Origin of the sequence: Chamaesiphon sp. GL140_3_metabinner_50, assembly GCF_025361915.1 — a bacterium.
Classification (GTDB): domain Bacteria; phylum Cyanobacteriota; class Cyanobacteriia; order Cyanobacteriales; family Chamaesiphonaceae; genus Chamaesiphon.
This window is the reverse complement of record NZ_JANYJC010000263.1, coordinates 13,296-35,501: the sequence shown is the minus strand read 5'-3', so window position 1 is coordinate 35,501 and position 22,206 is coordinate 13,296. Positions and strand designations below refer to the sequence as shown.

The window sequence follows — 22,206 nt, the reverse complement described above, 5'->3', positions numbered from 1 at the left end:
CCTCAACTTAATTGAGCGACGATGCCATCTGCTAATAAAGTGCTATTGGTGAGCAGATCTTCAACGGTAATGCGTAACTGTCGATCGCGATCGACATTAAACATTACTTTTACTCGATCGACACCAGGATATCCGGCTGGCTCTAGTTTAGCAATACTCCGACCGCCATCGCGATCGTTTAAAGTTTTGACATCTTTCACCCCACCAGTTAAGCAGCGCGTAATTAAGCGATCTCCATCGAAATAAACTTCCGTCCCGCCAGTTGTGGCACCTAATTCGCCGATAATTAATTCGATACTAGGTTGATTTTCGCGCGATGCACCCAGAGTTAATTCGACAGGTGCCGACATTGGATAAGCTTGCCCAGACTGAATAATTGGATGCCAATTGTGAGCGTTGCGGCGTTTATCCCAATAGCGCACGCCATAACTATGATAGAGAAAATCTTGAACCTCTATGCCTTGGAGTAATTGTAAAGCACCGTGGGCGATCGCTTCAAATGGTTTCGATTGGCGCAGCTTACTCTCATCGAAATACTGACGCACCCAAGTTTGGACGGCGGGAATTTGTACCGTACCGCCAACTAATAGCACACCATCGATATCGGTAGTTTCGATGCCTTGTCGTCTGGCTTGTTGGATTACTTGCACCATCGATTCATCTAATCTGTCGAAAAATTGATGAGATCGTAAAATTTGCTCGAACCCATCGCGAGTCAGATTAAACTCATAACTATCGAAAGTGCGATCGTCAAAGTAGACTTCCGTTGCTTGAGTTTGCAAAGATAGCTGAATTTTGATCTTCTCCGCCAGCCTGGTAATTAATGGCGTTGCGGTTATCCCCTGCGCTTGCGCTAACTCCTGCGCCACCCAATTATCGATATCCGTTCCGCCCAAATTTTGCCCCGCCTTAGCAATTACTCTTGCTAACTGCGGCTGTTGGGTAGCCGCTTCGATCGATTTATCGCCCCACTTTAATAAGAAACCCAGCGGCTTTTTACCCTGCTGAACTTGCTTAGTTAATTGCACCAGCGATAAATCTAGCGTGCCCCCGCCAAAATCGAGGACTAACAGCGTTTCAGCCTCAGTCATGCCATATCCCAAGGCTGCCGCCGTTGGCTCGTCTAACAGGCGAATTCGTTCGACTGGAAGGGTTTCACACACCCCGCTCAACCAGTTGCGATACACCTCAAAACTATCGACGGGTACCGTTAATACTAGCGACTCGCCAACATCGGGGATCGACTGCTGCAACTGTTTGAGTATTCCAGTTAAAAATAGCTCGCCCACCCGCTCGAAAGTCATCGATACGCCATCTAATTCTGGCAAAAAGCCCTGAATCTCTGCACCAATGCCGCGCTTAAACCCTCGAAAATAACGATTGTCGCTCTGGAGATCTAACCCCCGATCGCGTACCATTTGACCTAGCAAGACTCGATCGGTACTTCCATCCTCGACATATACCAAGCTGGGAATCAACGCTGGATTCATGCCGCCAACGAGGGATAACCCTGGTAATGTCACCGTTTCGGCGGTTTGTGTCGCTGCATTCCAACGGCTGATGACGGTATTGCTAGTCCCAAAGTCGATCGCGATTGCCATAGAGGGTGGTGTAAGGGTGCTACTTATTTACACTACCACGACGGACATTATGGCGGGGATTGGTAATTTCGGATCTTGCATTACAACATAATTAGTAGTGTTTTAGTGAAGAGTGGATAGTGGATAGTGGATAGTCTTAGATCTGTAGGTTGGGTTGAAGAATGAAACTCAACAAGCTCACCCAAAGTTCCGTTCATCCCTTAGACGACATTTATGTCGGCTCAGATGCTCGGAACGAGAATCGTGCTGACAGGCGATAAATCAGGCAACTGCGATCGCAGTAAACCCTATTCCCTATTCCCTACCCCCTATCCCCTCACACCGCGATCGGTTCGTATTCAACTTGGGCGTATTGTCCCATCGGTTGGTATTCGGGCACTAACTTGTGCAGTGCAGCTACACACTCAGTGACATCGCATTCAGCCGCTGAGTCGAGTAAATTGGTGAGCTGGGGTGAAAGGTCTTTCCAGGCTAGTTTAGCCTCACGGGCGCAGAAAATCTTGGGGTGTCCGGTGGGAACAGCCGCATTACAGTCGATTAGTAGCTCTTCGTAGATTTTCTCGCCGGGACGCAAACCAGTCACCTCGATTTTGACATCTTTGAGTGGTTCTAAGCCGTGTAAGCGAATCATCTGGGCGGCTAAATCGTAAATTTTGACTGGTTCGCCCATATCCAGTACAAATACTTCACCACCTTTAGCCATCGCACCAGCTTGAATTACCAGCGTCGCAGCTTCGGGGATGGTCATAAAATAGCGCGTAATGTCTGTATGAGTCAACGTGATCGATTTACCCGCCGCAATCTGAGCGCGGAAGCGGGGGACGACAGAACCGCTGCTACCCAAAACGTTACCAAATCTTACCATCGTAAAGCAGGTACCGTGGTTGGGCAGATCGGCTAATCCTTGGAGTACCAATTCGGCTACACGTTTGGTAGCACCCATAATATTAGTCGGGCGCACGGCTTTATCGGTCGAGATCAGCACAAATTTGGGCACGCCGCAAGCGATCGCACATTTGGCAGCGGTCAGGGTACCATTGATATTGTTAATAATGCCCGAAACTGGATTTGCTTCGACGATCGGGACGTGCTTGTAAGCAGCGGCATGATAGATCGTGTCTACACTGTATTTTTCTAGAACTTGGGTTAAGGTGCGATCGTCAGTGACCGAACCCAGACAAGCAACTTTATGCAGATGGGGATAATTTTCGCCTAGCTCTAGATCCATCTGATAGAGCGCAAATTCATGTAGCTCGTAAATTATCAGCATTTTGGGCTGCTGCTTGGCAATTTGCCGACACAGTTCCGAACCGATCGAACCACCGCCCCCAGTAACTAATACTACCCGATCGGTCAGATCGTGCTGGAGTAATTCGGGTCGAGCGGCGATCGGTTTACGCCCTAATAAATCTTCAATATCGAGTTCGCGGACTTTATTAACAGAGACGTGACCGCTTAAAATTTCGGTAATGCTGGGGACTGTTTTGACAGATACGCCCAATACTTGCAGCTTTTGTAAAATATCGCGTTTGCGGTGTCCTTCGATCGAGGGCATTGCCAGCAAGATTTCTTCAAATCCGACATTGGCTTTTAACTTCAGCAATTCGGCTGGCGAATAGACCCTCATCCCTTGCACGTTGCGACCTTGGAGATAGGGATTATCATCGACAAACCCAATTACCCGTTTGCCATGTTCGCCAGCTAGAGCTTGCGCGAGGATACAGCCAGCACTCCCAGCCCCATAGATCGCGACCCCACTGATATCCTGACAAGGATAATTAATCTGGCGCATTCTCCCCAATGTCAATCGTACGCACAATCTAAATGCGATCGATAATATTAGTGCCAGCATTCCATTCATTAGCGGGATCGCAATCGGAATTACTGGGTTTACAAACAAGCCCGAAAGCGCGATCGTCGCGACAGTACTGGCACATACCGCCTTAGCGATCGAGAAGATAAATCCACCGTCAATGTATCGTAATACCTGCTGATAAATCCCAAAATACCAAAATAATCCAATCTCGATCCCGATCTGGGCGATCGTGAAATCACCCAAGTGTAGCATTTCCGCAGGAACGAGGTCGAACCCATACTCGAAGCCGATTGCTAACCCGATCGAGATCAGGAACAAACTGATATCGATTACCGTCAGGATCGTATACTTCTGATGATTGGAAAGCGCGTTAACAAGTTTTTCAAGAGTCGCTGCGGTAGCTTCAATACTCAACAAAGATCGGCTTTTAGTGGACATGATATTATGACACAATCGACGGTTTTTAACAAGTTCAAATCAAAGGTAGATTTAATCTAAAATTTGATTTTTGACCTTTGCTAATTCGATGGCAATTAGCATTGTCTTGTGGTGTAAGAGATTGAATTACGAGCGGATTGACGCAATCGAAACTCAGGATTTTTGGTAACTTAAAATGCCAAAAATAAGATTTTACGAGCTGTGTCGATAGATCTAAAGTATATTTTTTCGCCTCAAATGTACTCAGCCAAATCTCTGAACTTGGCAGACAGAGGCTCAAAACAACCGATCGATCGTCAGGATGTTTAAATATTCGAGCGACACATGCGTAAATTCAACCGATGGATAAAACGAGCCTGCCCGACTCTCGATTGTTGTGTAAACTTATAATAAATAATCAACTTCTCTCGATTTGGAAATTTGCACTAAAATATTAGTGTGTTAACTTTTTCGTTGAGGAGTGTACTAAGGAAACCCATGAACCAAAAAAATCAGAAATCACAGATCGAACGCGCACAGATCGGTCGAATTGCATCATTATTGCTAGGTTCGATCGTTACAGGTGTACTGGTCGCCATCTCGCCAGCAACAGCCGCACCAAATAATAGTTCGTTAAATAAAGTTGCTGCCACTGCGCCGTTAGCCAACACCATTAAACCAACTACAACCGCGCCCGCCGCAATTCCAGCCACGAACAAAGTAGCACAAGCTAGCGATGTCGCTGGCAACTGGGCAGAACCTTTCATTAAAGTTTTAGTCGAAAAAGATATCATCAAGGGCTATCCAGATGGTACCTTCAGACCCGACCAACCGATCACGCGGGCTGAATTTGCCGCCTTACTAAACAAAGCCTTCGATCTCAAACCAATTCGGGCTGGGCGCAAATTTAAAGATGTCCCTTCAAATTATTGGGCGGCTGAGGTCATCCAAAAAGCTTATCGGAGTGGATTTTTGGCTGGATATCCAGGCAGCTTCGGCCCCAAGCAAAACCTCTTACGGATTCAAGGTTTAGTTTCGTTAGTCAATGGTAGCAAACTCGAACCTAGTGGCACATTAGACCTTAACAGCGTCTTTGGTGATGCCGCTCAAGTTCCTAGCTACGGTAACAACGCACTGGTAGCCGCCACTCAAAAATGTATCGCGGTTAGTGTCGAATACGATAGCTCCAAGCTTCCTGGTGGTAACTTCGGCCCCAACACCATTGCGACTCGTGCCGATGTTGCTGCATACATTCACCAAGTATTGGTCGGTGCTGGCAGGTTGACTGCACTAGACAAATCTAGCCCTGCTAACAAATACATCGCATCTTGTCCTCAAGGTGTATATGTCACCACTATTACTGGTGTCGATAATCCCGCACCACGTACAGCCATAACTGCTGACGAGGCAATCGCCAAATTAGGCATTCCCGGTCAAGTCCCCGACATCGCTAGCCGTGGTGGCGTAAGTACTTTCCCTGTAGGCGGTTTGGGCACTCCAACAGCTTTTGGTGCTAATACTGGCTTCTTCCTCGGTGCGGGTTACCAAAACCAAACTCGCCCGAATATTTACAGCAATCCCAATCTGCCTAACGCTGCCAATGCTACAGCAGCAGATAAGGTCAAAGGCCAAGAAACCTACGCCTATTCCGTCGGTCTTGGTTTAGGCGATGCTCGCAACTTCTTGGGCTTAGAAACTGTCGCTACTACCTACAATCGCCAAGGTGGTAATTCTTTTGAAAACGGTGGGATCAGCTTTAAAGTTCATAAATTGCTAGGTGATAACTTTGCGATCGCAGGTGGCTATGAAAATGCGATTACCTTCGGTAGTAATTCCGGCGGTTTTGGCAATCGCGATGGTGGTGTCAATGGCGGTCGGACTGGCTACGGTGTCGCTAGCCTCATCCTTAACCCCGATCCAAATCAAGGCTTCTTCAGCAACACTACCCTCTCTGTAGGTGCTGGTGCTGGTCGGTTCCGGAATGTCGGCGATATTCGTCGGGGTAACGATACAATCAACGTCTTTGGCAGTATCGGTACGAAGTTATTCTCTAATGTTTCGCTAGTTGCTGACTGGAACGGTCAAGATCTGGGCGTTGGTTTACCTATTTCCATTCCTTTTGGTGGCGGTACATCCTTCCAAATCACTCCTGCACTGGTAGATCTAGTGAATCCCGAAACTGGTGGTTCGCGCTTTACTGTCAGCGGTGGTTTAGGGTTTAGTTTCTAACCTTTACTGACGTTAATTAGTTGCCCGATCGAAAGTTGACGAGCGATTCTCATTCTTTCGATCGGTATTATTCATCCCTTTCTTTACGATCGTCAACATGAAAATCTCTTCTTATTTATTAAGCGTGGGTGTTGTTGCTACCTTAGCAACGATCGCTCTCGCTCCAGCTCAAGCTCAAATCGGTAACGGTTCCGATAATGGCAACACCTTTAATTCGATTACCAACACTGGCGGTGGCGGTATCGTTGGCGGTGGCGAGCCATCTTATACCTCGACGAGTCAAAGTGCTGTCAATCAGTTTTCACAGTCGCTTACAGCCAATAGCGTTGGCGATGCAGCGACATTTGATGTCATCAATGGTGCCGCACCAGCACCACTAGTCGCCGCACTGTTACCTACTGGTGTTGCTGCCGATGGCGCGACAGGTAAAGCCGCAGTTAATCTAGCATCTACCGTTCAGGGAATGCGATCGGGTAATGGTAACATCAGTGCGACCAAGCTGAATGCTTCAGTTGGCGCGTACAATGAGTATGTCAAAGCTCTAGTCGGCGAAGTCGGCCCAGAGAAAGCCATTAACAGCGCACCAGCCGGACAAAAAGCTCTGCAAGGAGTTTTGGGTCAATTGATTCAAATTGCCAACCAATCGGCACCTGCACCTGCGTCTACTCCATCTGCGCCTACTCCACCCGTGCCTAGCACTCCATCTGCGCCTAGCACTCCATCTACGCCTAGCACTCCACCTGCACCTAGCACTCCAGATCCTACTACTCCACCGACCCCTAAATAGGATAATAACGCGATTATTTACTAATTAATTCGCAACTAACAGGAGTGAGAAAACATGTTTTCTCGCTCCTGTTCCCGTAAATATGTTCTGAAGGACTAGTGACGAGCGATTGCATCAAAATTAACAAATCGTTAACAGTAATCGTTTGCTAAATATATGCAGTCAAAATCGCGATCGTACTGCCGATTCTCTTGCAGAGAGGCTCCGCCAACGGGCGATTGGTGCTTTTTAACACCAACAAAAGAAAGTCAATTGCTACGATAAATATAGATAAGAAGATCGTCAGTAATGCGATAATAGATATCGATAACTTTTCCGGTGAGGAGTGCGCCAGGAAAACCATGAACCAGAATCATCAAGAACCCCGTCCCGGCAACATTCGGATCGATAGTCTCGCATTCTTACTCATTGGCTCGGTTTCTACCAGCATAGTTATTAATACCGGAGCGGTATTTGCCGAACCCATGCCTGTCGATGGCGGTAATTTATTATCTAAATTAACAGTGTCTGGCTCATTGGCTGAGGCTGTTAACGCCACCACCAATCCGACAACACTAGCAAATCGACCCACTAAAAAAGTCGCTCAGGCTAGCGATATAGCTGGTAATTGGGCAGAGCCATTTATTAAAGCACTAGTCGAAAAAGATATTATTAAAGGCTACCCCGACGGTACTTTTAAACCCGATCGACCTGTAACTAGAGCTGAGTTTGCCGCCTTATTAAACAGGGCTTTCGACCTTCAGCCAGTTCGCTCTCCAGCAAAATTTACAGATGTTGCGGCTAGGTATTGGGCGAGTGCGGTTATTCAAAAAGCTTATCAGAGTGGCTTTTTAGCTGGATACCCCAACGCTACCTTCGCACCCGATCGGCAAATTAATCGGATCGAGAGCATCGTCGCCCTCACTAATGGCAATAAATTCGCCCCCAGCGGTAACTTAGATCTCAATAGCGTCTATGGCGATGCCCAGCAAGTCCCCAGCTATGGGCAGAATGCGCTAATTGCTGCCACTCAGAAATGTATCGCGGTTGGTGTCGAATATGATAATTCCAAACTGCCTGGGGGCAACTTTGGCGCGCAGACAGTAGCGACTCGCGCCGATGTAGCCGCTTATATCCATCAAGTTTTAGTCAGTACGGGTAAATTAACCGCACTCGATAAGTCTAGCCCAGCTAATAAATACATCGCGGCTTGTCCTCAAGGCGCGTATGCGACTACCATTTCTGATGTTACGCCCAGAATTGCCGCTTTGAGTAACGACGAAGCAATTTCTAAACTTAGTGTAGTCGATCGACTGCCAGATCTGAGGGCGATTAATACCAACATCTATCCAGTTGGTGGTTTAACTACTCCTAGTGCCTTTGGGTTGAGCTGGGGAAATGTCTTTATTGGTGCCTCTTACCAAGCATCGACGCGGGCGGCTTTGTATATCGATCCGCCCAATACAGGTCAATCTAGAAAAGATGGTGCAGCTTACCTGGGTTTTGGTTTAGGCGATGCGCGGAACTTTATTGGGTTGGAAACAGTTGCCACATCTTACAGCACTATTTTTAGTGGTTTCCTCAAAAATAGTAGCCTCAGCTTCAAACTACACAAGCAGTTTGGTGATAACTTTGCGATCGCAGGTGGCTACGAAAATGCCGTGCTGTTGAGTCAAAATTTAGATGGCGGGCAGACGGGTTATGGTGTTGCCAGCTTTGTAGTCAATCCCGATGCCAATGTGGGCTTTTTTAGTAATACGACGATATCTGTCGGTGGTGGCGCAGGGCGATTCCGCAGCGTCGGCGATATTCGCAATGGTAAAAATGGCTATGGGGTATTTGGCAGTTTGGGTACGCGGTTATCGCCAAATTTCTCACTGGTTGCCGATTGGAACGGTCAAGATTTAAACGTGGGCTTACCAATTACGGTGTATTTAAGCGATAGTGCCACGATTCAATTGGTGCCATCGGTTGTCGATTTGGTTAATAAAGAAACTGGCGGTTCGCGGTTTACCATCAACGGGGGATTGGGTTTCCGGTTCTAAATTACTTTTTGCATTCATATTTATCGAGGTAATTAATCTAAATTATGAAACAGTTAACTTATCTATTCGCAATGGCTACGATCGCAATGCTGGCAAATAGTACCCCCGGATTAGCTCAAATCGCTGGTGGTAACGATAATGGTAGCGGCAAAGAAGCGATCTCTGCCCCGCTAGCTGGCAATCGTCAGACCGTTTACGCGCCGCAGAGTCAAACTGCTGTAAACCAGTTTTCCCAAGCCTTAACAGCCAATAGCGTCGGCGATGCAGCGACATTCGATGTCATCAATGGCAGTTCGCCAGCAACATTAGTTGCCGCATTGTTGCCCAGTGGTGTTGCGATAGATGGCGCAACTGGCAAAGCGGCGGCAAATCTAGCTACTACCATTCAAGGACTGCGGGCTGGAAATGGGAATATCGATGCTGTCAAGCTCAATGCCTCGGTGGTTGCCTACAATGAATATGTCAAAGCTCTAGTCGGCGAAGTCGGGGCTGATAAAGCGGTTAGCGGTGCGCCTACCGGACAAAAAGCCGTGCAGGGTTTGTTGACTCAATTGATTCGGGTTGCCAACCGAGCGGCGGCTAAATAGGTTTTAGGTTTTAGGTTTTGCATGTCTTAACTGCCTCGAAGCTCGATCGACATCCACCTGCGGTATACTGATGAGACTTGGTATTTTGTCGATGCTCCTTAACAATCGATCCGAATCCGCCAACAATAGTCGGAATTTAATCCCGACTTGAGCCGCTTTAACTTCATACCTGCTAATTTACCTTGGGAATCGATCTCCGCAGCTACGTATTTATCGATCGCTTGCAACTACAACATGCAGCATACTTGGGTACTGAAGCTCAGGGGTTTTTGCCATTGCCAGCGGATTCATCTTTGTGGATCGAGGTATCTCCAGGCATTGAAATCAATCAAATGATGGATATCGCCCTCAAATCTGCCCAGGTACGACCGGGGGTACAGATTATCGAGCGGTTATATGGATTAATGGAAATTCATGCCAGCTCTCAGGGCGACGTTCATGCCGCAGGGCAAGCGATTTTGGCTTATTTAGGGGTGCGTCAGTCAGATTGTCTCAAGCCGCGCGTTATTTCGAGTCGGATTATTCGGAATATTACCGCCCATCATACCCAGATGATCAATCGCAGTCGGCGGGGTAATATGATTCTGGCGGGACAAACTTTGTATGTATTAGAAGTAGAACCAGCGGCGTATGCCGCAATTGCGGCGAATGAGGCAGAGAAGTCGGCATTAATTAATATCCTCCAAATTTCGGCTGTGGGCGTGTTCGGGCGGTTGTATTTAGGTGGCGAAGAACGGGATATTAAAGCAGCCGAAGCCGGGATTTTAGCCGCATTAGAGAGCTTACCCGGTCGTCCTTTCCCCGAACGCAGGCAACAGGAGTAGGTAATGGGCGAGAGTGCGGAATCGGTGTTACGGCGCGGGGCGGTGGCATGGTTGGAGTGGCGAAAGCACCATGCTGTGCCCGATTTGAGCGGTACATGCTTAATGGATCTGAACTTGCGCGGGGCAGATTTGCATGGTGTCAATCTCCGCCGCGCCAATTTAAGCGATGCCAAGTTGGTGGCGGCAAAATTAGTCGCGGCAAATCTGAGTAGTGCTATTATCGATCGAGCCGATTTGGTAGATGCTGATTTAAGATCGATCGAAGCGATAGATCTTCAGGCAAAAGCTACGGATTTGCGGCGTGCGCAGCTTAGTGATGCCAATCTGATGGGGAGTAATTTTACCGATGCCGATTTGCGCTCTGCCGATTTGTCTGGCGTTAATGCGATCGCGATCGATTTTACCGCTGCCCAGTTACGGGGTGCCGATCTCGATCGGATAAATTTACATCGCGCTACGCTCAGTTCTGCCGATTTAGCTGGTGCCAATTTAGCTCATGCCAATCTGACTCAGGCAATTTTAACAGCAACCGAACTGGGTTTGGCGCATTTATATCGAGCGAATTTTACTGGCGCACGGCTCTATGGCGCACATTTAGTCACAGTCTATGCGGTGCTTGCCAATTTCGAGCGCACGAATTTAACCGCTGCGGATTTATCATGGGCAAATTTGGCAAAAACTAGTTTCGTCGGGGCAATTTTAAAGGGTACAAATCTACGCGGATCTAATCTAGTTGGGGCAAATTTAGCTGGTGCAGATTTTACAGGTGCAAACCTTTCAGGCGCAGATCTCAGCTACACCAATCTCCAGCAAGCAATTTTCCACGAGACAAATTTAGCCGATACGGTGTTTACAGGCGCAATCCGCTAATTAGGGAATAGGTATTGGGTTTTAGCGAAGATCCACCCACCCCGCCCTACGGGCACCCCTCTCTTGAAAAGGTGCTTTACTTGCGGCTCACCTTTAGTTATTTTCCCCGTCAAAAAGGGTGAGACAGCGACGCATCGACCGGGAGGAAACCTCCCGGTTGTGTGCGTCAAGACAAGACAGGGGAAACCAAGCGACGTTTGTGGGGGAAGCTTCCCACTCAGAGCTTCGCGCCCAAGAACGCACTTTTCGCTGTCTTGACTTCTTACTCCCCCCATCTCCCCGCTCAAAGATTTTTACAGCGATCTGGTTTCTTATGGGTTAGATCTGGGAACACTAACGAAGTAACGATCGAAACTAGCTTTGACACCAGCCGCCGATGGAACATCTGGAATACTATGCGATCGAGATCGCACACAAAGTACTGAGATTTTACCTAGTATAGCAATTGAGTACCCACATAGAAATTATTTACAGAATTTTTTGATAGGCTCGATTCTCCGATTGAGAGGCTACGCCAACGATCGTTTTCTATCGACAGGCTAGTATTTTAAGATCGCTGTAGATAATCGGTATGTAATTACTTCTATAAAAAATCTTCCATTAAGATTGATAAAAAAAGAAAATGATTGAAAGTGGCGAAAAATTAACAAGTATTAGCTTTAAAGATTTAATAATTCAGCTAAAAAATATTAAATCTCAATCTTTTAGTGGAAACTTAGTCATCAAAGTTGAAAAATATCCTAGTTGGACTTTCTCCTTTCGACTGGGACGATTTGGCTGGGTTGATGGTGGCATTGAGCCGATTGGTTGTTGGCAGAGAAATCTCAATTTAGCTAACCTTAACTTACCGCCAGAAAAATTGGCAGAAGTTAATAATCCACACAAAACCATCTTAGATTCAAATATATTAGCAGGATTGTTAGTTGAAGAGTCAATCGATCGGCAACAATGTGCCGAATTGGTAGGCAGAATGGCGATCGAAAGTTTATTCGATGTGATTCAATTCAGTCAACATAGCGGTAACCGTTTATCGTATCAATTGACGCAGACTGGGGCGGGTAATGCTCAATTAAATTTGGTATTGCCTTTACTCGAAATCGAACCAATTTTGACTAGATCGATTCAGATTTGGCAAGAATGGTCGAATGTTGGGTTGGCGGCTTATGCACCTAGTTTGTTTGCCCTGGTGTCCACATCGCTCGATCTAAATCAGTTAGCGGGTAATCCCGATTTACATCATACTGTTTTAGCGATCGATGGCAATCGTTCGTTGAGGAGTTTGGCTGCTAATAGTCGGCAATCTGTCATCAATTTTACTAGCACTTTATTACCATTACTGCGATCGGGATTTATCAATTTATCTTCTCAACAAAAGTCTAGAATTAGTCGCTCGACTAATTTAGACAATAGCAGCCCATTGAGTAGTGAATTTAGTAACCAATTAAGTACCGGAACCAGTAATCATTTAAGTACTGGTACGCTCGACCGACCGATCGATTCTCGTACCGAGACGCTTCGCGAACGATTGGCGCAACCACCGCTTGCTGGTGCAACACCAAAATCTGGCAATCGTCAGGATTCATTAATTGCTTGTATCGACGATAGTATCTTAATCTATCAATCTTTAGAAAGAATTCTGACAGATAGCGGCTATCGCTGTTATGGCGTTCAAGATCCGCTTAAAATTATGCCGAGTTTAATTAGAAATAAGCCTGACTTTATCTTTTTAGATTTATTAATGCCAATTACTAATGGCTATGAAGTCTGCGAACAAATTCGGAAAACTCCTAGTTTGAAGCATATTCCAGTAATTATTTTAACTGGTAAAGATGGCTTGATCGATCGGATGCGATCGAAAATGGTGGGGGCGACGGGGTTTTTGGGTAAGCCAGTCGAGGCGGAATCAGTGTTGAAAATGATCGATAAATATCTTGTTGTAGGTGGTAATTAATTATGAGTCAGATTTTAATTGTTGAAGATAGTAAGTTAGAAGCGGACAAACTTAAAAAGTGTTTGGAAGGGCAAGGGTTTTCGATTTTAGTCGTCACTAGTGGCGAGGAAGCCGAAATTAGACTCAAAACTTTCAAGCCAAATTTAATCGTATTAGATGTGATTTTGCCTGGAGAAAGTGGCTTTGAACTTTGTCGCAAGCTCAAAACCGAACCATCTACTCAAAATATTCCGATCGTGATTTATTCGACTAAAGATAAACAGATCGATCGGACTTGGGGCGATATGAGTGGTGCTGATGCTTATTTAAGCAAATCGGTAGATGAGCCAACTTTATTACAAACAGTCAATCGGTTGATTGGTTGAGATCGTCATGTAAATTATCAATAATGAGTTGTCAGTTATGAGTCAAATTATTAATCAGATGTCACCTTCTTCTAGTCAAAAATTAGTAACTCATCAGCCAAAACTTCAGGAAGATAATCGACGATTTCTTGGCTTTACGATCGGCGATAGTTTGAACGCGCTCATTCCGTTAATGGATTTGCAAGCGACCATAAAAATTTCGCTAGCTGAAATATTACCAGTTCCCAAAATGAATGAATCATTATTGGGCATTATTAATTATGGTGGTAAGGCTACTTGGGTATTAGATTTGGCTCATTTAATGGGTGGATCTGGTTATTTGAGTAAGTCTCAACTTACAACTGGAATGGGAATGCTCTTTCAGATTCAAAATGAAACGGTGGCATTATTAATCGATCGCGTTGGGACGATCGAAACTTATGACATCCAGCAATGTTTACCGATCGGTGAAGCGATGTTTGCCGATCGGATGCGGTTATTTTTATCGGGCTATTTTATCGATGCCGAGCAACAATCGCGGGTAGTTATCGATCTCGATCGGGTAATTAATTCCCTGAGTATGAATTAGACTCGAACATCAGCCCTAGTTCGGAAGATTTAGTAAATATATCTATTCCAAATGTTAAAAAATCTATTTAGTTCGGCAGACGAGCGACAAGATAAAGCAGCAGAATTGCTTAACTCAGTCACTACACCTCCAGAAAAAACCATGTCTACACCAGAGCGTTCCATGACTAGCACTACCGCTAAACAACAGCTATTATCAATTCTTCAAGAAGCGCAAGCTAAACTCGAAAATTCTAATAGTCCCAACAGCGAAACCCTGCGCCAAAACCTCCGTAAAGCGCGAGAATTAGCTGGGTTCTTGACGATGCCTACTGCTACTGCACCGATCGCAATTGCCCCCAGTATCGATGCCGATCGCATCTATCAAGTTGCCACCAAAATTAGACAAGCGACCTCACCGATGGCGGCATTCATTAGTGCTGTTGCTGATATCAAAACATTACTCAATGTCGATCGCGTCCTGATCTATCAATTGACTGGGGCTAGCATGGGGCGGTCGATCGCCGAAGCCGTCCAAGTCGGCTTGACACCGACGCTGAATGTGGAAATTCCCCAAATTGGCTTTGGCTTCGAGCAATTCACTGACGATCGCTCTCAACGGACGATCGCGTTGATTAATAGCGAAACCAGCCCTTACCAAAAGCAAATTTTAGAACAGTATCAAGTGCAGGCGACGATCGCCGTACCAATTTTAATCAACGGTTACTCCGCAGCCAACGACAGCTATAGTTTGGGTCGCGTGTGGGGTTTATTGGTCGTTCATCAATGCGATCGTCCCCGCACCTGGTCGGAAGCCGAAACTGCTTGCTTGTCCCAATTATCCCTAGAACTCACGCTGGCAGTTCAGCCCAATCAACCGCTACTGCAATTATCCCAACGCCGCGATTTATTAGCCGCGATCGAGGTTGAAGCCCAGGAAGTGATGCAGGCAACACTAGACAATATCCGTCACAATCTGCAAGCCGATCGAGCGATGGTCGTCGCTTACAATCCTGACTGGAGCAGTAATGTCATTGCTGAATCCGTCGGCGTTAACTGGGCGAAGGCGGGAACATCACTAGACTTGGACTACTCGATTAACGGCAATAACTATAAGCCTTATTACGTAGTCAATGATATTGCTGCTAAAAGATTCGATCGCTGCTTATTAGAATCTCTCGAACCGCTGCAAATGAAGGCGTACATCGTCGTCCCGGTCTTGAAGAACAATCAATTGGTCGGCATGTTAGGTGTGTACCAAAACTCTGGCGCGCGCAACTGGCAAGAGTCCGAACTCCAAGCTATGCTCGACTATGCCAAAAGTTTTAGCTTCCCAATTCAGCAAACCACCAGCCGCCGTCTGGCTCAGTTTCAGACCCAGAAAATGGAAGAACGGCTCCAACGGGAGCGGGGACTTTCTAAGCTGCAAGAGCGGCTCAGAAGTGCCAAAGACGAGCGGACTGTGTTTCAGGTTGCGACCCAAGATGGGCGGAAACTGCTTAATAGCGACAGACTGGCAATCTATCAATTCGATGCCGATTGGAGTGGGAGATTTATTGCCGAATCAGCGGCTCCTGGCTGGATCGATTTAATTGAAACCGTCCATATCGTTCAAGATACCTTCTTGCAACGCACTCAAGGCGGACGGTATAAAGATGGTGAATGCTTTGCCGTCGATGATATTTACACTGTCGGACACCAAACTTGTCACATTCAACTGCTCGAACAGTTTGAAGCAAGAGCCTATATGCTCGCACCGATCTTTGGTGCCGATCGTAAATTGTGGGGATTAATTGCCGCTTATCAAAACTCTGGCGTGCGGAAATGGCAAGAAGAAGAAATCGAAACGCTGCGCCAAATGGGGCTACAAGTCGGGATTGCGATGGAGCAAATCGACTATATCGAACAACTCAAAAAACGCGCCGAGCAAGAACAAACTATCAACCGGATTGCCGATAAAATTCGTCAATCGTTAGTCGTCGATGATGTCTTTACCAGTGTCGTCCAAGAAGTTCGCCAAGCTTCTAAAACCGATCGATCTGTCATTTATCAGTTTAACCCCGACTGGAGCGGTCAAGTCGTCGCCGAAGCCGTTGGTAGTGGCTGGGTATCGCTGCTAATCGAGCAACCCAAAGATGAAGTCTTAACTGGCAATCGTACCAATAACGATCGCTGCATCCTCCGCAAATGGTCGCAAAAAGATAACACCGAAGAAGATACCTACCTCAAGAATACCAAAGGTGGTAAATATGCCAAAGGTGAGAAATCAACCGCAATCGATGATATCTACACCCAAAACTTCCCCGATTGCTATATTAACTCTCTCGAAAAATATCAAGCCAAGGCTTACATTTTGGCACCGATTTTCATCGGGAATACCCTGTGGGGATTGTTGGGAGTTTATCAAAACGATGCACCGCGCGCTTGGGATGTATCCGAACGTGCCGTGATCGAGCAAGTCGCCATGCAAATCGGTACCGCATTACAACTTTCTGCCTACCTCGAACGAGTCCGCACCCAAGAGCAAGAACTTTCCGCCCTAGTCGATCGAGAACGCGCTAACCGCCAAGGACTAGAAGACGAGGCTTTAAAAGTCCTCAAAGCGATCGCGCCCTCCTTCCGAGGCGATTTAACCGTCCGTGCGCCGCTATCTGAAACCGAGATCGGGACAATTGCCGACGGTTATAACACCACCATTCAAAGCCTGCGGGAATTAGTCCGTCAAGTTCAAACCGCTGCCATTAGCGTGAGTGGTACCTCTAACGAAAACAACCTGCTGGTAAATAACCTTTCCGCTCAAGCCGAACAAGAACTCGAACAACTCGATCGCGCCTTGACTCAAGTAGACTTAATGGCAGCCTCCAGCCAAGAAGTCGCCGACTTAGCCCAAAAAGTCGAGCAAGTAGTCCAATCAGCCAACCGCACCGTTCAAGATGGCGACACGCTGATGGAAAGCACCGTCGAAGAAATTCTCGAAATTCGATCGACTGTATCTACTACCGCTAAAAAAATCAAACGTCTGGGTGAAACCTTCGGGAAAATCTCTAAAGTCGTTAACTTAATCGAAAACTTCGCCACCCAAACCAACCTGCTTGCGCTTAATGCTTCGATCGAAGCCACCCGCGCCGGACAATATGGGAAAGGATTTGCCGTCGTCGCCGACGAAGTACGCTCATTGGCTTATCAATCTGCCAATGCAACTACCGAAATCGAACGCTTGGTAGACGAAATTCGGATCGACACCAACGACGTTACCGAAGCAATGGAAATCGGCATCGCCCAAGTCGTGCAAGGTACCAACCTCGTTAACGAAACCAGACAGAGCCTCAGCGAAATCGTCGTGGCTACCGGACAAATTAGCGAACTAGTCAAAGCCATCGGTAAATCTGCGGGTACCCAAAACATTCAGTCTCGCAAACTCACCGAAGTGATGACAGATGTAGCCACCATCGCCAATCTCACCTCCGACAGCGCGATGCAAATTGCCGAATCTTGCCAACAGCTAATTACCACCTCGCAAGTGCTTGAGACTAGTGTCAGCCGCTTTAAGGTGGATTAGGAAGTGAATCAGTGAATAGTGAATTAGTGAATAGTGGTTAGCGATCGGATTGGGACGCTTGCGCGTCCACTCTAGCATCCTTTTAGCAAAGGATGTGACCTCAAGCCCCGATTTCACCATCTACTATTCATCATCTACTATTTACCATCCACTATCCACTATCCACTATTCACTATTCACTAATTATGACCGACGATCTAGATTTTCAAGAGTCACTCGATCGATACTTTGAGATCGAAGCGGCGGAATTACTGCAAACGATCGAACAAACACTACTAAGCCTAGTAGAAGAAAAAACGATCGAGCGGGTGCATACTCTGATGCGGGCGGCACATACAATTAAAGGTAGTGCGGCTAACTGTGGATTTAAAACGATCGAGACGATCGCGCATCACCTAGAAGATGTCTTCCAGGCTCTGTACCCGCCCGAATTAGAGATCGACCCCGAATTGGGGTTACTGTTAATGGAGGGCTACGATTGCCTCTACGACCCCTTGAGTGCCTTACTTGCCAAAGTGCCCTACGATGAAGCTGCCACTCTAGAGCGGACGGCGACATTATTTGCCAGATTACAAACTCATTTAGGTGACTTTTTCGGACGCGAGACACCCTTACCGACGGCGGCGGAATTGGGATTCGATGTGATCGGATCGATTTTTACCGATAGTATTCCCCACGATTTTGAAGATTTAGCTGCGGCGATCGCCAGTCAACAAGAGTATAAAGTTAGTGAAAGTCTCCGATCGCTAGCTGAATTTTTATTAGAGCTGGGCGGATCTTACAGTTTGCCCGGAATTGCGGCAATTGCCAAGACTACGCTCTACGCCTTAGAATGCCATCCTGCTAGAGTTTTGCAGCTTGCGCCGATCGCTTTAGCAAATTTCCAACAAGCCCAAATCGAGATTGCTGGGGGAGATCGATCGAAAGGCGGTGAGGTATCTGCGGAACTAGCAGCTTGGGGAGTCGGTTCGGCTCCAGCCCAATTTACATCAGCACAATCGATCGAGGTAGATACTGCGGCTGATTGGTTATCATTAGTCGAGCCGACTAGTTTTACTAATATCGGCGATGCGGAGGCTGAAGTTAGCACTAATAGTTCTGATTCGTTAGAGTGGCTATCGTTAGTAGATGACGAACCGACAGACGATCCGACATCGAGCGTCGGTAACAGTGAGGCTTCATCCGAATGGCTGTCGTTAGTAGATGATGAAACGATCGTCGAACCATTAGTCGCGAGCGTAGATGACGATGCAACTACCACCGAATGGCTGTCGTTAGTAGACGATGACACGACGAGCGAGAAATCCGCACAGACAGCCAATCTCGATCTTCGTGCAACCGAATGGCTGGCATTAGCAGACGATGAAACCATCGCCGATCCGCCAATGGCGATCGATCGCGGCGATAATGCCGAGGAATGGTTATCTTTAGTAGACGATGAAACTACCGCACCAACTATTGTAGATCTCGAACCAGAGATTGTCGAAATTGGTTCTTTCGAGCCGGAGCCGACAGAATATCTAGTCGAAGCAATTGAATCTCATTCCAGCACCGAACTGACGATCGTGACTAAATCGGGAGTCGATCGCATTTTCCAATCGATCTCGCTCGACAATTTGGCACCGACAGGCGAAGATCTAGCTGAAACCAGCCCCACCCCAGAACGCGAAGCACCAGCCGATTTATCCGTCAGCGTGCGGGTAGCTACCGTTCAACTCGAACGCCTCAGCCACACCATCGGCGAACTGCTCATCGACGACAACCAGCAAGATCTCCGCGCTCAACAACTCCAAAAACTCACTCAAGTCACCGTCGAACAATATCGTCGCTGCGAACAAAAACTGCGCCTAGTCAGCGATTGGGCTGATAAACACGCCGCGATCGACGATCGACAGAAACTAGCATCCCGTCGCGGTAAATCCATCAAAAAGCGATCTAAATCGGGTAAAAAGAATGCCAACAGTCAAATTCAATCTCAATTCGATAGCCTCGAATTAGATGTCTACAGCGACTTGAGTATCTTACTGCAAAATCTCACCGACGATCTTGCCGAATTAGGAGTTCAAGTCGGCAACCTCGCCGAAATGACTCAAAGATCGCGACTGACAATGCACAAACGCCAACAATTACTTAGCGAGGCGCAGTCAGAACTATTTGAAGCCAGAATGATTGAAATTGCGGGCGTACTCAATCGCTTCCCCCGTCTACTCCAGCAGATGGTAGCTTCCCATCGCAAACCCGCCCGCTTGGAACTAATCGGGAGTGAAGTCTCGATCGATAAAATCATTGCCGAAAAACTCTACGATCCGCTGCTCCACCTGGTTAGGAACGCTTACGATCATGGCATCGAGCCGCCCGAACAGCGCGCGCTCCACGGCAAATCCGAAACCGGACAACTTACCATCAAAGTCTACCACCAAGGCAACCGTACCAAAATTGAAGTCAGCGATGACGGTCAAGGCTTAAACTGGGATCGAATCCGCAACCGCGCGATCGATCTCCACCTGCTCGAAGCTGCTACAGCCAATACCGCCAGCGAAGCCGAACTTGCCGAAATTATGTTTGCCCCCGGATTTTCGACCGCTGAGAAAGTTAACGATCTTTCCGGTCGCGGCATCGGTTTAGATGTCGTCCGCGACCGGATTGGAGCCTTACAGGGGACGATCGACGTTCGCTCTGTGGCTGGTCAAGGTACCACTTTCACAATGCAATTCCCGCTCAATCTCACCACCACTAGGCTGATGATTTGCGAGTCAGAAGGCTTCATTCACGCGCTGCGCTCCGATGCGATCGCTCAGGTATTAATCCCCACCCCCGATCGGATTCAATCTCAAGCCTTACAATCAGATCGCGCTACTAATTTCCTCCGCCTGGGTGAAGGTTCAGAGCGCAAATTGATTCCTATTTACCCCGTTAGTAGCTTAATCGATTATCACTGTGCGATTTTAACCGATCGGCAAAATGTCACCAACCTCTTTCCCGTCAAAGCTAAAAATAGCACCAACGCCCTACTCCTACTCGAAATCGACAACGAACAAATCTGTCTCGAAGTCAACCGCATTCTCGTCGAGCAAGAACTAGTAGTCAAATCGCTCGGTACCACATTTGGATTGCCCAGCTACATTCAAGGTTACAGCGTCTTAGGCGACGGAAGCCTCACCCTCGCACTCGATCCGATCGAATTGCTAGCACGAGTACGGACAACCGCCACAGCCACCCAACCGCTGGCGGCGAAAAAAGTCGCCGCGCTACCGGGTAATATTCAAGCAGTACTACCTCCCGCCGCCGACACCCCACTTCCCGACGAAGTTGCCCAAACGATCGATCGGCTCAAAAACCGCACCATCACCCAAGAGGGCAGACAGTTACAAGTCCTTGTCGTCGATGATTCGCTCGTCCAACGTCAAAGTCTGGCGCGTTCCCTGAGTAAAGCTGGCTGTCAAGTCATCCAAGCCAGTCACGGTAGAGAAGGCATCCTCCGCCTTCAAGAACACCCCAAAGTTCGCTTGGTAGTTTGCGATATTGAAATGCCCCAAATGAATGGCTTTGAGTTCCTGAGCTACTGTCGTCAAGATCCTAAATTATCCCAAATCCCGATCGTTATGCTCACCACTCGCGGCGGTCAAAAACACCGCGATCTCGCCATGACTCTAGGAGCCAAAGACTACCTCACTAAACCCCAATCCGATCGCGAACTCTTAGACATCATTGCTAAATTAGCTCAACCCAGTGAAGTAGGTGTTTAAATTAGGGGATAGGGAATAGGGAATAGGGGATAGATATTGCGTAGGGTGGGCACTGCCCACCATCTAAGTTTCAGGCGATTTATGTCTAACAAATATTTGCGCCTAGCTACTTAATTGCATACCTAATTCTTACTCCTTACTCCTTACTCTTTACTCCTTACTCCTTACTCCTTACTCCTTACTCCTTACTTCCTAGAATGCAAACCCCATCTCTTTTACCAAAACGACTATCTAGCGTTAGTGATGATGATGACACTCTGCGAACGGTCGTGTTCTCACTGGCAAATATGGAGAACACCTCGATCTCGCAATATATCTTTGCTTTACCAGTAGCAGCAGTCGATCGAGCGATCGTTTATCCCAACGAACGAGCAATTCTCCGCGACGGGATTGGCATGATGAATCTCGGCGATCGAACCTTAACAATTGTAGACTTACGTCAAAAATTTACCACGATCGACCCCCAGCAAGATACTTCTAAATTTCTGATTCTCTTTCATACTCAGGCTGGCGAACTGTGCGGTCTTCCCGTCAAAGATGCACCAGTCTTGCTCGATATCGCTCCCGATACCATTCGATCGATTCCACTCGCTTATCGCGAAGTCAATCAGCTTAGTTTTGTCAGCCACATGGCGATCGTTCCGCAAGAAAATGGGTTAGAACCTATCCAAATTCTCATTCTAGGTCTCGATCGACCACTCGCACAGTCGAGCGGCATTACCAGTCATTTAAACTAGGTCTGCTGGGTTTTTAGCTCTAAGAAAGCCAGTAGGAATGGTTGCAATCGATCGAATCTGAAAAAAGTTGGCGGTCGATCGAGCCGAAATCGGTGAAAAACTTGCCAACCCTAGTAAAATAGGCATTGCAAACTAGTAACTTGGGCA

General features: G+C 47.2%; 15 protein-coding genes. 12 read left to right on the top strand and 3 right to left on the bottom strand.

What is annotated here, in order from left to right; translation table 11 throughout:
• Positions 1 to 2: 2 nt before the first annotated feature.
• Together Q0R35_RS13135 and Q0R35_RS13130 are read right to left on the bottom strand one after the other, a co-directional pair.
• A complete protein-coding gene (locus Q0R35_RS13135) occupies positions 3 to 1,601 on the bottom strand; it encodes an Hsp70 family protein (protein WP_295618837.1) in 1,599 nt (532 codons plus the stop codon).
• Positions 1,602 to 1,917: 316 nt separating this feature from the next.
• Positions 1,918 to 3,855: a nucleoside-diphosphate sugar epimerase/dehydratase gene (locus Q0R35_RS13130; protein ID WP_295618834.1), complete on the bottom strand. Its 1,938-nt coding sequence runs from the start codon at positions 3,853 to 3,855 to the stop codon at positions 1,918 to 1,920.
• 477 nt (positions 3,856 to 4,332) lie between these two features.
• On the opposite strand from Q0R35_RS13130, the gene Q0R35_RS13125 reads away from it, so the two are divergent.
• The 12 genes from Q0R35_RS13125 to Q0R35_RS13070 all read left to right on the top strand — a co-directional run bounded on the left by Q0R35_RS13125 (position 4,333) and on the right by Q0R35_RS13070 (position 22,059).
• Positions 4,333 to 6,063, top strand: coding sequence for an S-layer homology domain-containing protein (locus Q0R35_RS13125; RefSeq protein ID WP_295618832.1), 1,731 nt, complete (start codon positions 4,333 to 4,335; stop codon positions 6,061 to 6,063).
• A 97-nt stretch (positions 6,064 to 6,160) separates the two neighbouring features.
• Positions 6,161 to 6,850 (top strand): hypothetical protein, encoded by a 690-nt coding sequence (locus Q0R35_RS13120; protein WP_295618829.1) that lies wholly within the window; start codon positions 6,161 to 6,163, stop codon positions 6,848 to 6,850.
• Between the two features lie 341 nt (positions 6,851 to 7,191).
• Positions 7,192 to 8,874: an S-layer homology domain-containing protein gene (locus tag Q0R35_RS13115; RefSeq protein ID WP_295618826.1), complete on the top strand. Its 1,683-nt coding sequence runs from the start codon at positions 7,192 to 7,194 to the stop codon at positions 8,872 to 8,874.
• A 44-nt stretch (positions 8,875 to 8,918) separates the two neighbouring features.
• Entirely contained in the window at positions 8,919 to 9,461 is a 543-nt protein-coding gene (locus tag Q0R35_RS13110) for a hypothetical protein (protein WP_295618823.1), read from the top strand.
• Positions 9,462 to 9,643: 182 nt separating this feature from the next.
• Entirely contained in the window at positions 9,644 to 10,285 is a 642-nt protein-coding gene (locus Q0R35_RS13105) for a hypothetical protein (RefSeq protein ID WP_295618820.1), read from the top strand.
• Positions 10,286 to 10,288: 3 nt separating this feature from the next.
• Positions 10,289 to 11,155, top strand: coding sequence for a pentapeptide repeat-containing protein (locus Q0R35_RS13100; protein ID WP_295618816.1), 867 nt, complete (start codon positions 10,289 to 10,291; stop codon positions 11,153 to 11,155).
• A gap of 622 nt (positions 11,156 to 11,777) precedes the next feature.
• Positions 11,778 to 13,106, top strand: a complete 1,329-nt coding sequence (locus Q0R35_RS13095; protein ID WP_295618813.1) for a response regulator — start codon at positions 11,778 to 11,780, stop codon at positions 13,104 to 13,106.
• A 2-nt stretch (positions 13,107 to 13,108) separates the two neighbouring features.
• Positions 13,109 to 13,471 carry a response regulator gene (locus Q0R35_RS13090; protein ID WP_295618810.1) on the top strand — a complete coding sequence of 121 codons (363 nt, stop codon included), beginning with the start codon at positions 13,109 to 13,111 and terminating at the stop codon, positions 13,469 to 13,471.
• A 58-nt stretch (positions 13,472 to 13,529) separates the two neighbouring features.
• Complete coding sequence (locus Q0R35_RS13085; protein WP_295618807.1) at positions 13,530 to 14,039, top strand: chemotaxis protein CheW; 510 nt, start codon at positions 13,530 to 13,532, stop codon at positions 14,037 to 14,039.
• 51 nt (positions 14,040 to 14,090) lie between these two features.
• Positions 14,091 to 17,576: a GAF domain-containing protein gene (locus Q0R35_RS13080; RefSeq protein WP_295618804.1), complete on the top strand. Its 3,486-nt coding sequence runs from the start codon at positions 14,091 to 14,093 to the stop codon at positions 17,574 to 17,576.
• A gap of 185 nt (positions 17,577 to 17,761) precedes the next feature.
• Complete coding sequence (locus Q0R35_RS13075; protein ID WP_295618801.1) at positions 17,762 to 21,322, top strand: response regulator; 3,561 nt, start codon at positions 17,762 to 17,764, stop codon at positions 21,320 to 21,322.
• 197 nt (positions 21,323 to 21,519) lie between these two features.
• Positions 21,520 to 22,059 (top strand): chemotaxis protein CheW, encoded by a 540-nt coding sequence (locus Q0R35_RS13070; protein ID WP_295618798.1) that lies wholly within the window; start codon positions 21,520 to 21,522, stop codon positions 22,057 to 22,059.
• Here Q0R35_RS13070 and Q0R35_RS13065 read toward each other — a convergent pair.
• Entirely contained in the window at positions 22,051 to 22,185 is a 135-nt protein-coding gene (locus tag Q0R35_RS13065; RefSeq protein ID WP_295618794.1) for a hypothetical protein, read from the bottom strand. The two genes, Q0R35_RS13070 and Q0R35_RS13065, sit on opposite strands and share 9 nt — an antisense overlap.
• Between the last annotated feature and the right edge of the window lie 21 nt (positions 22,186 to 22,206).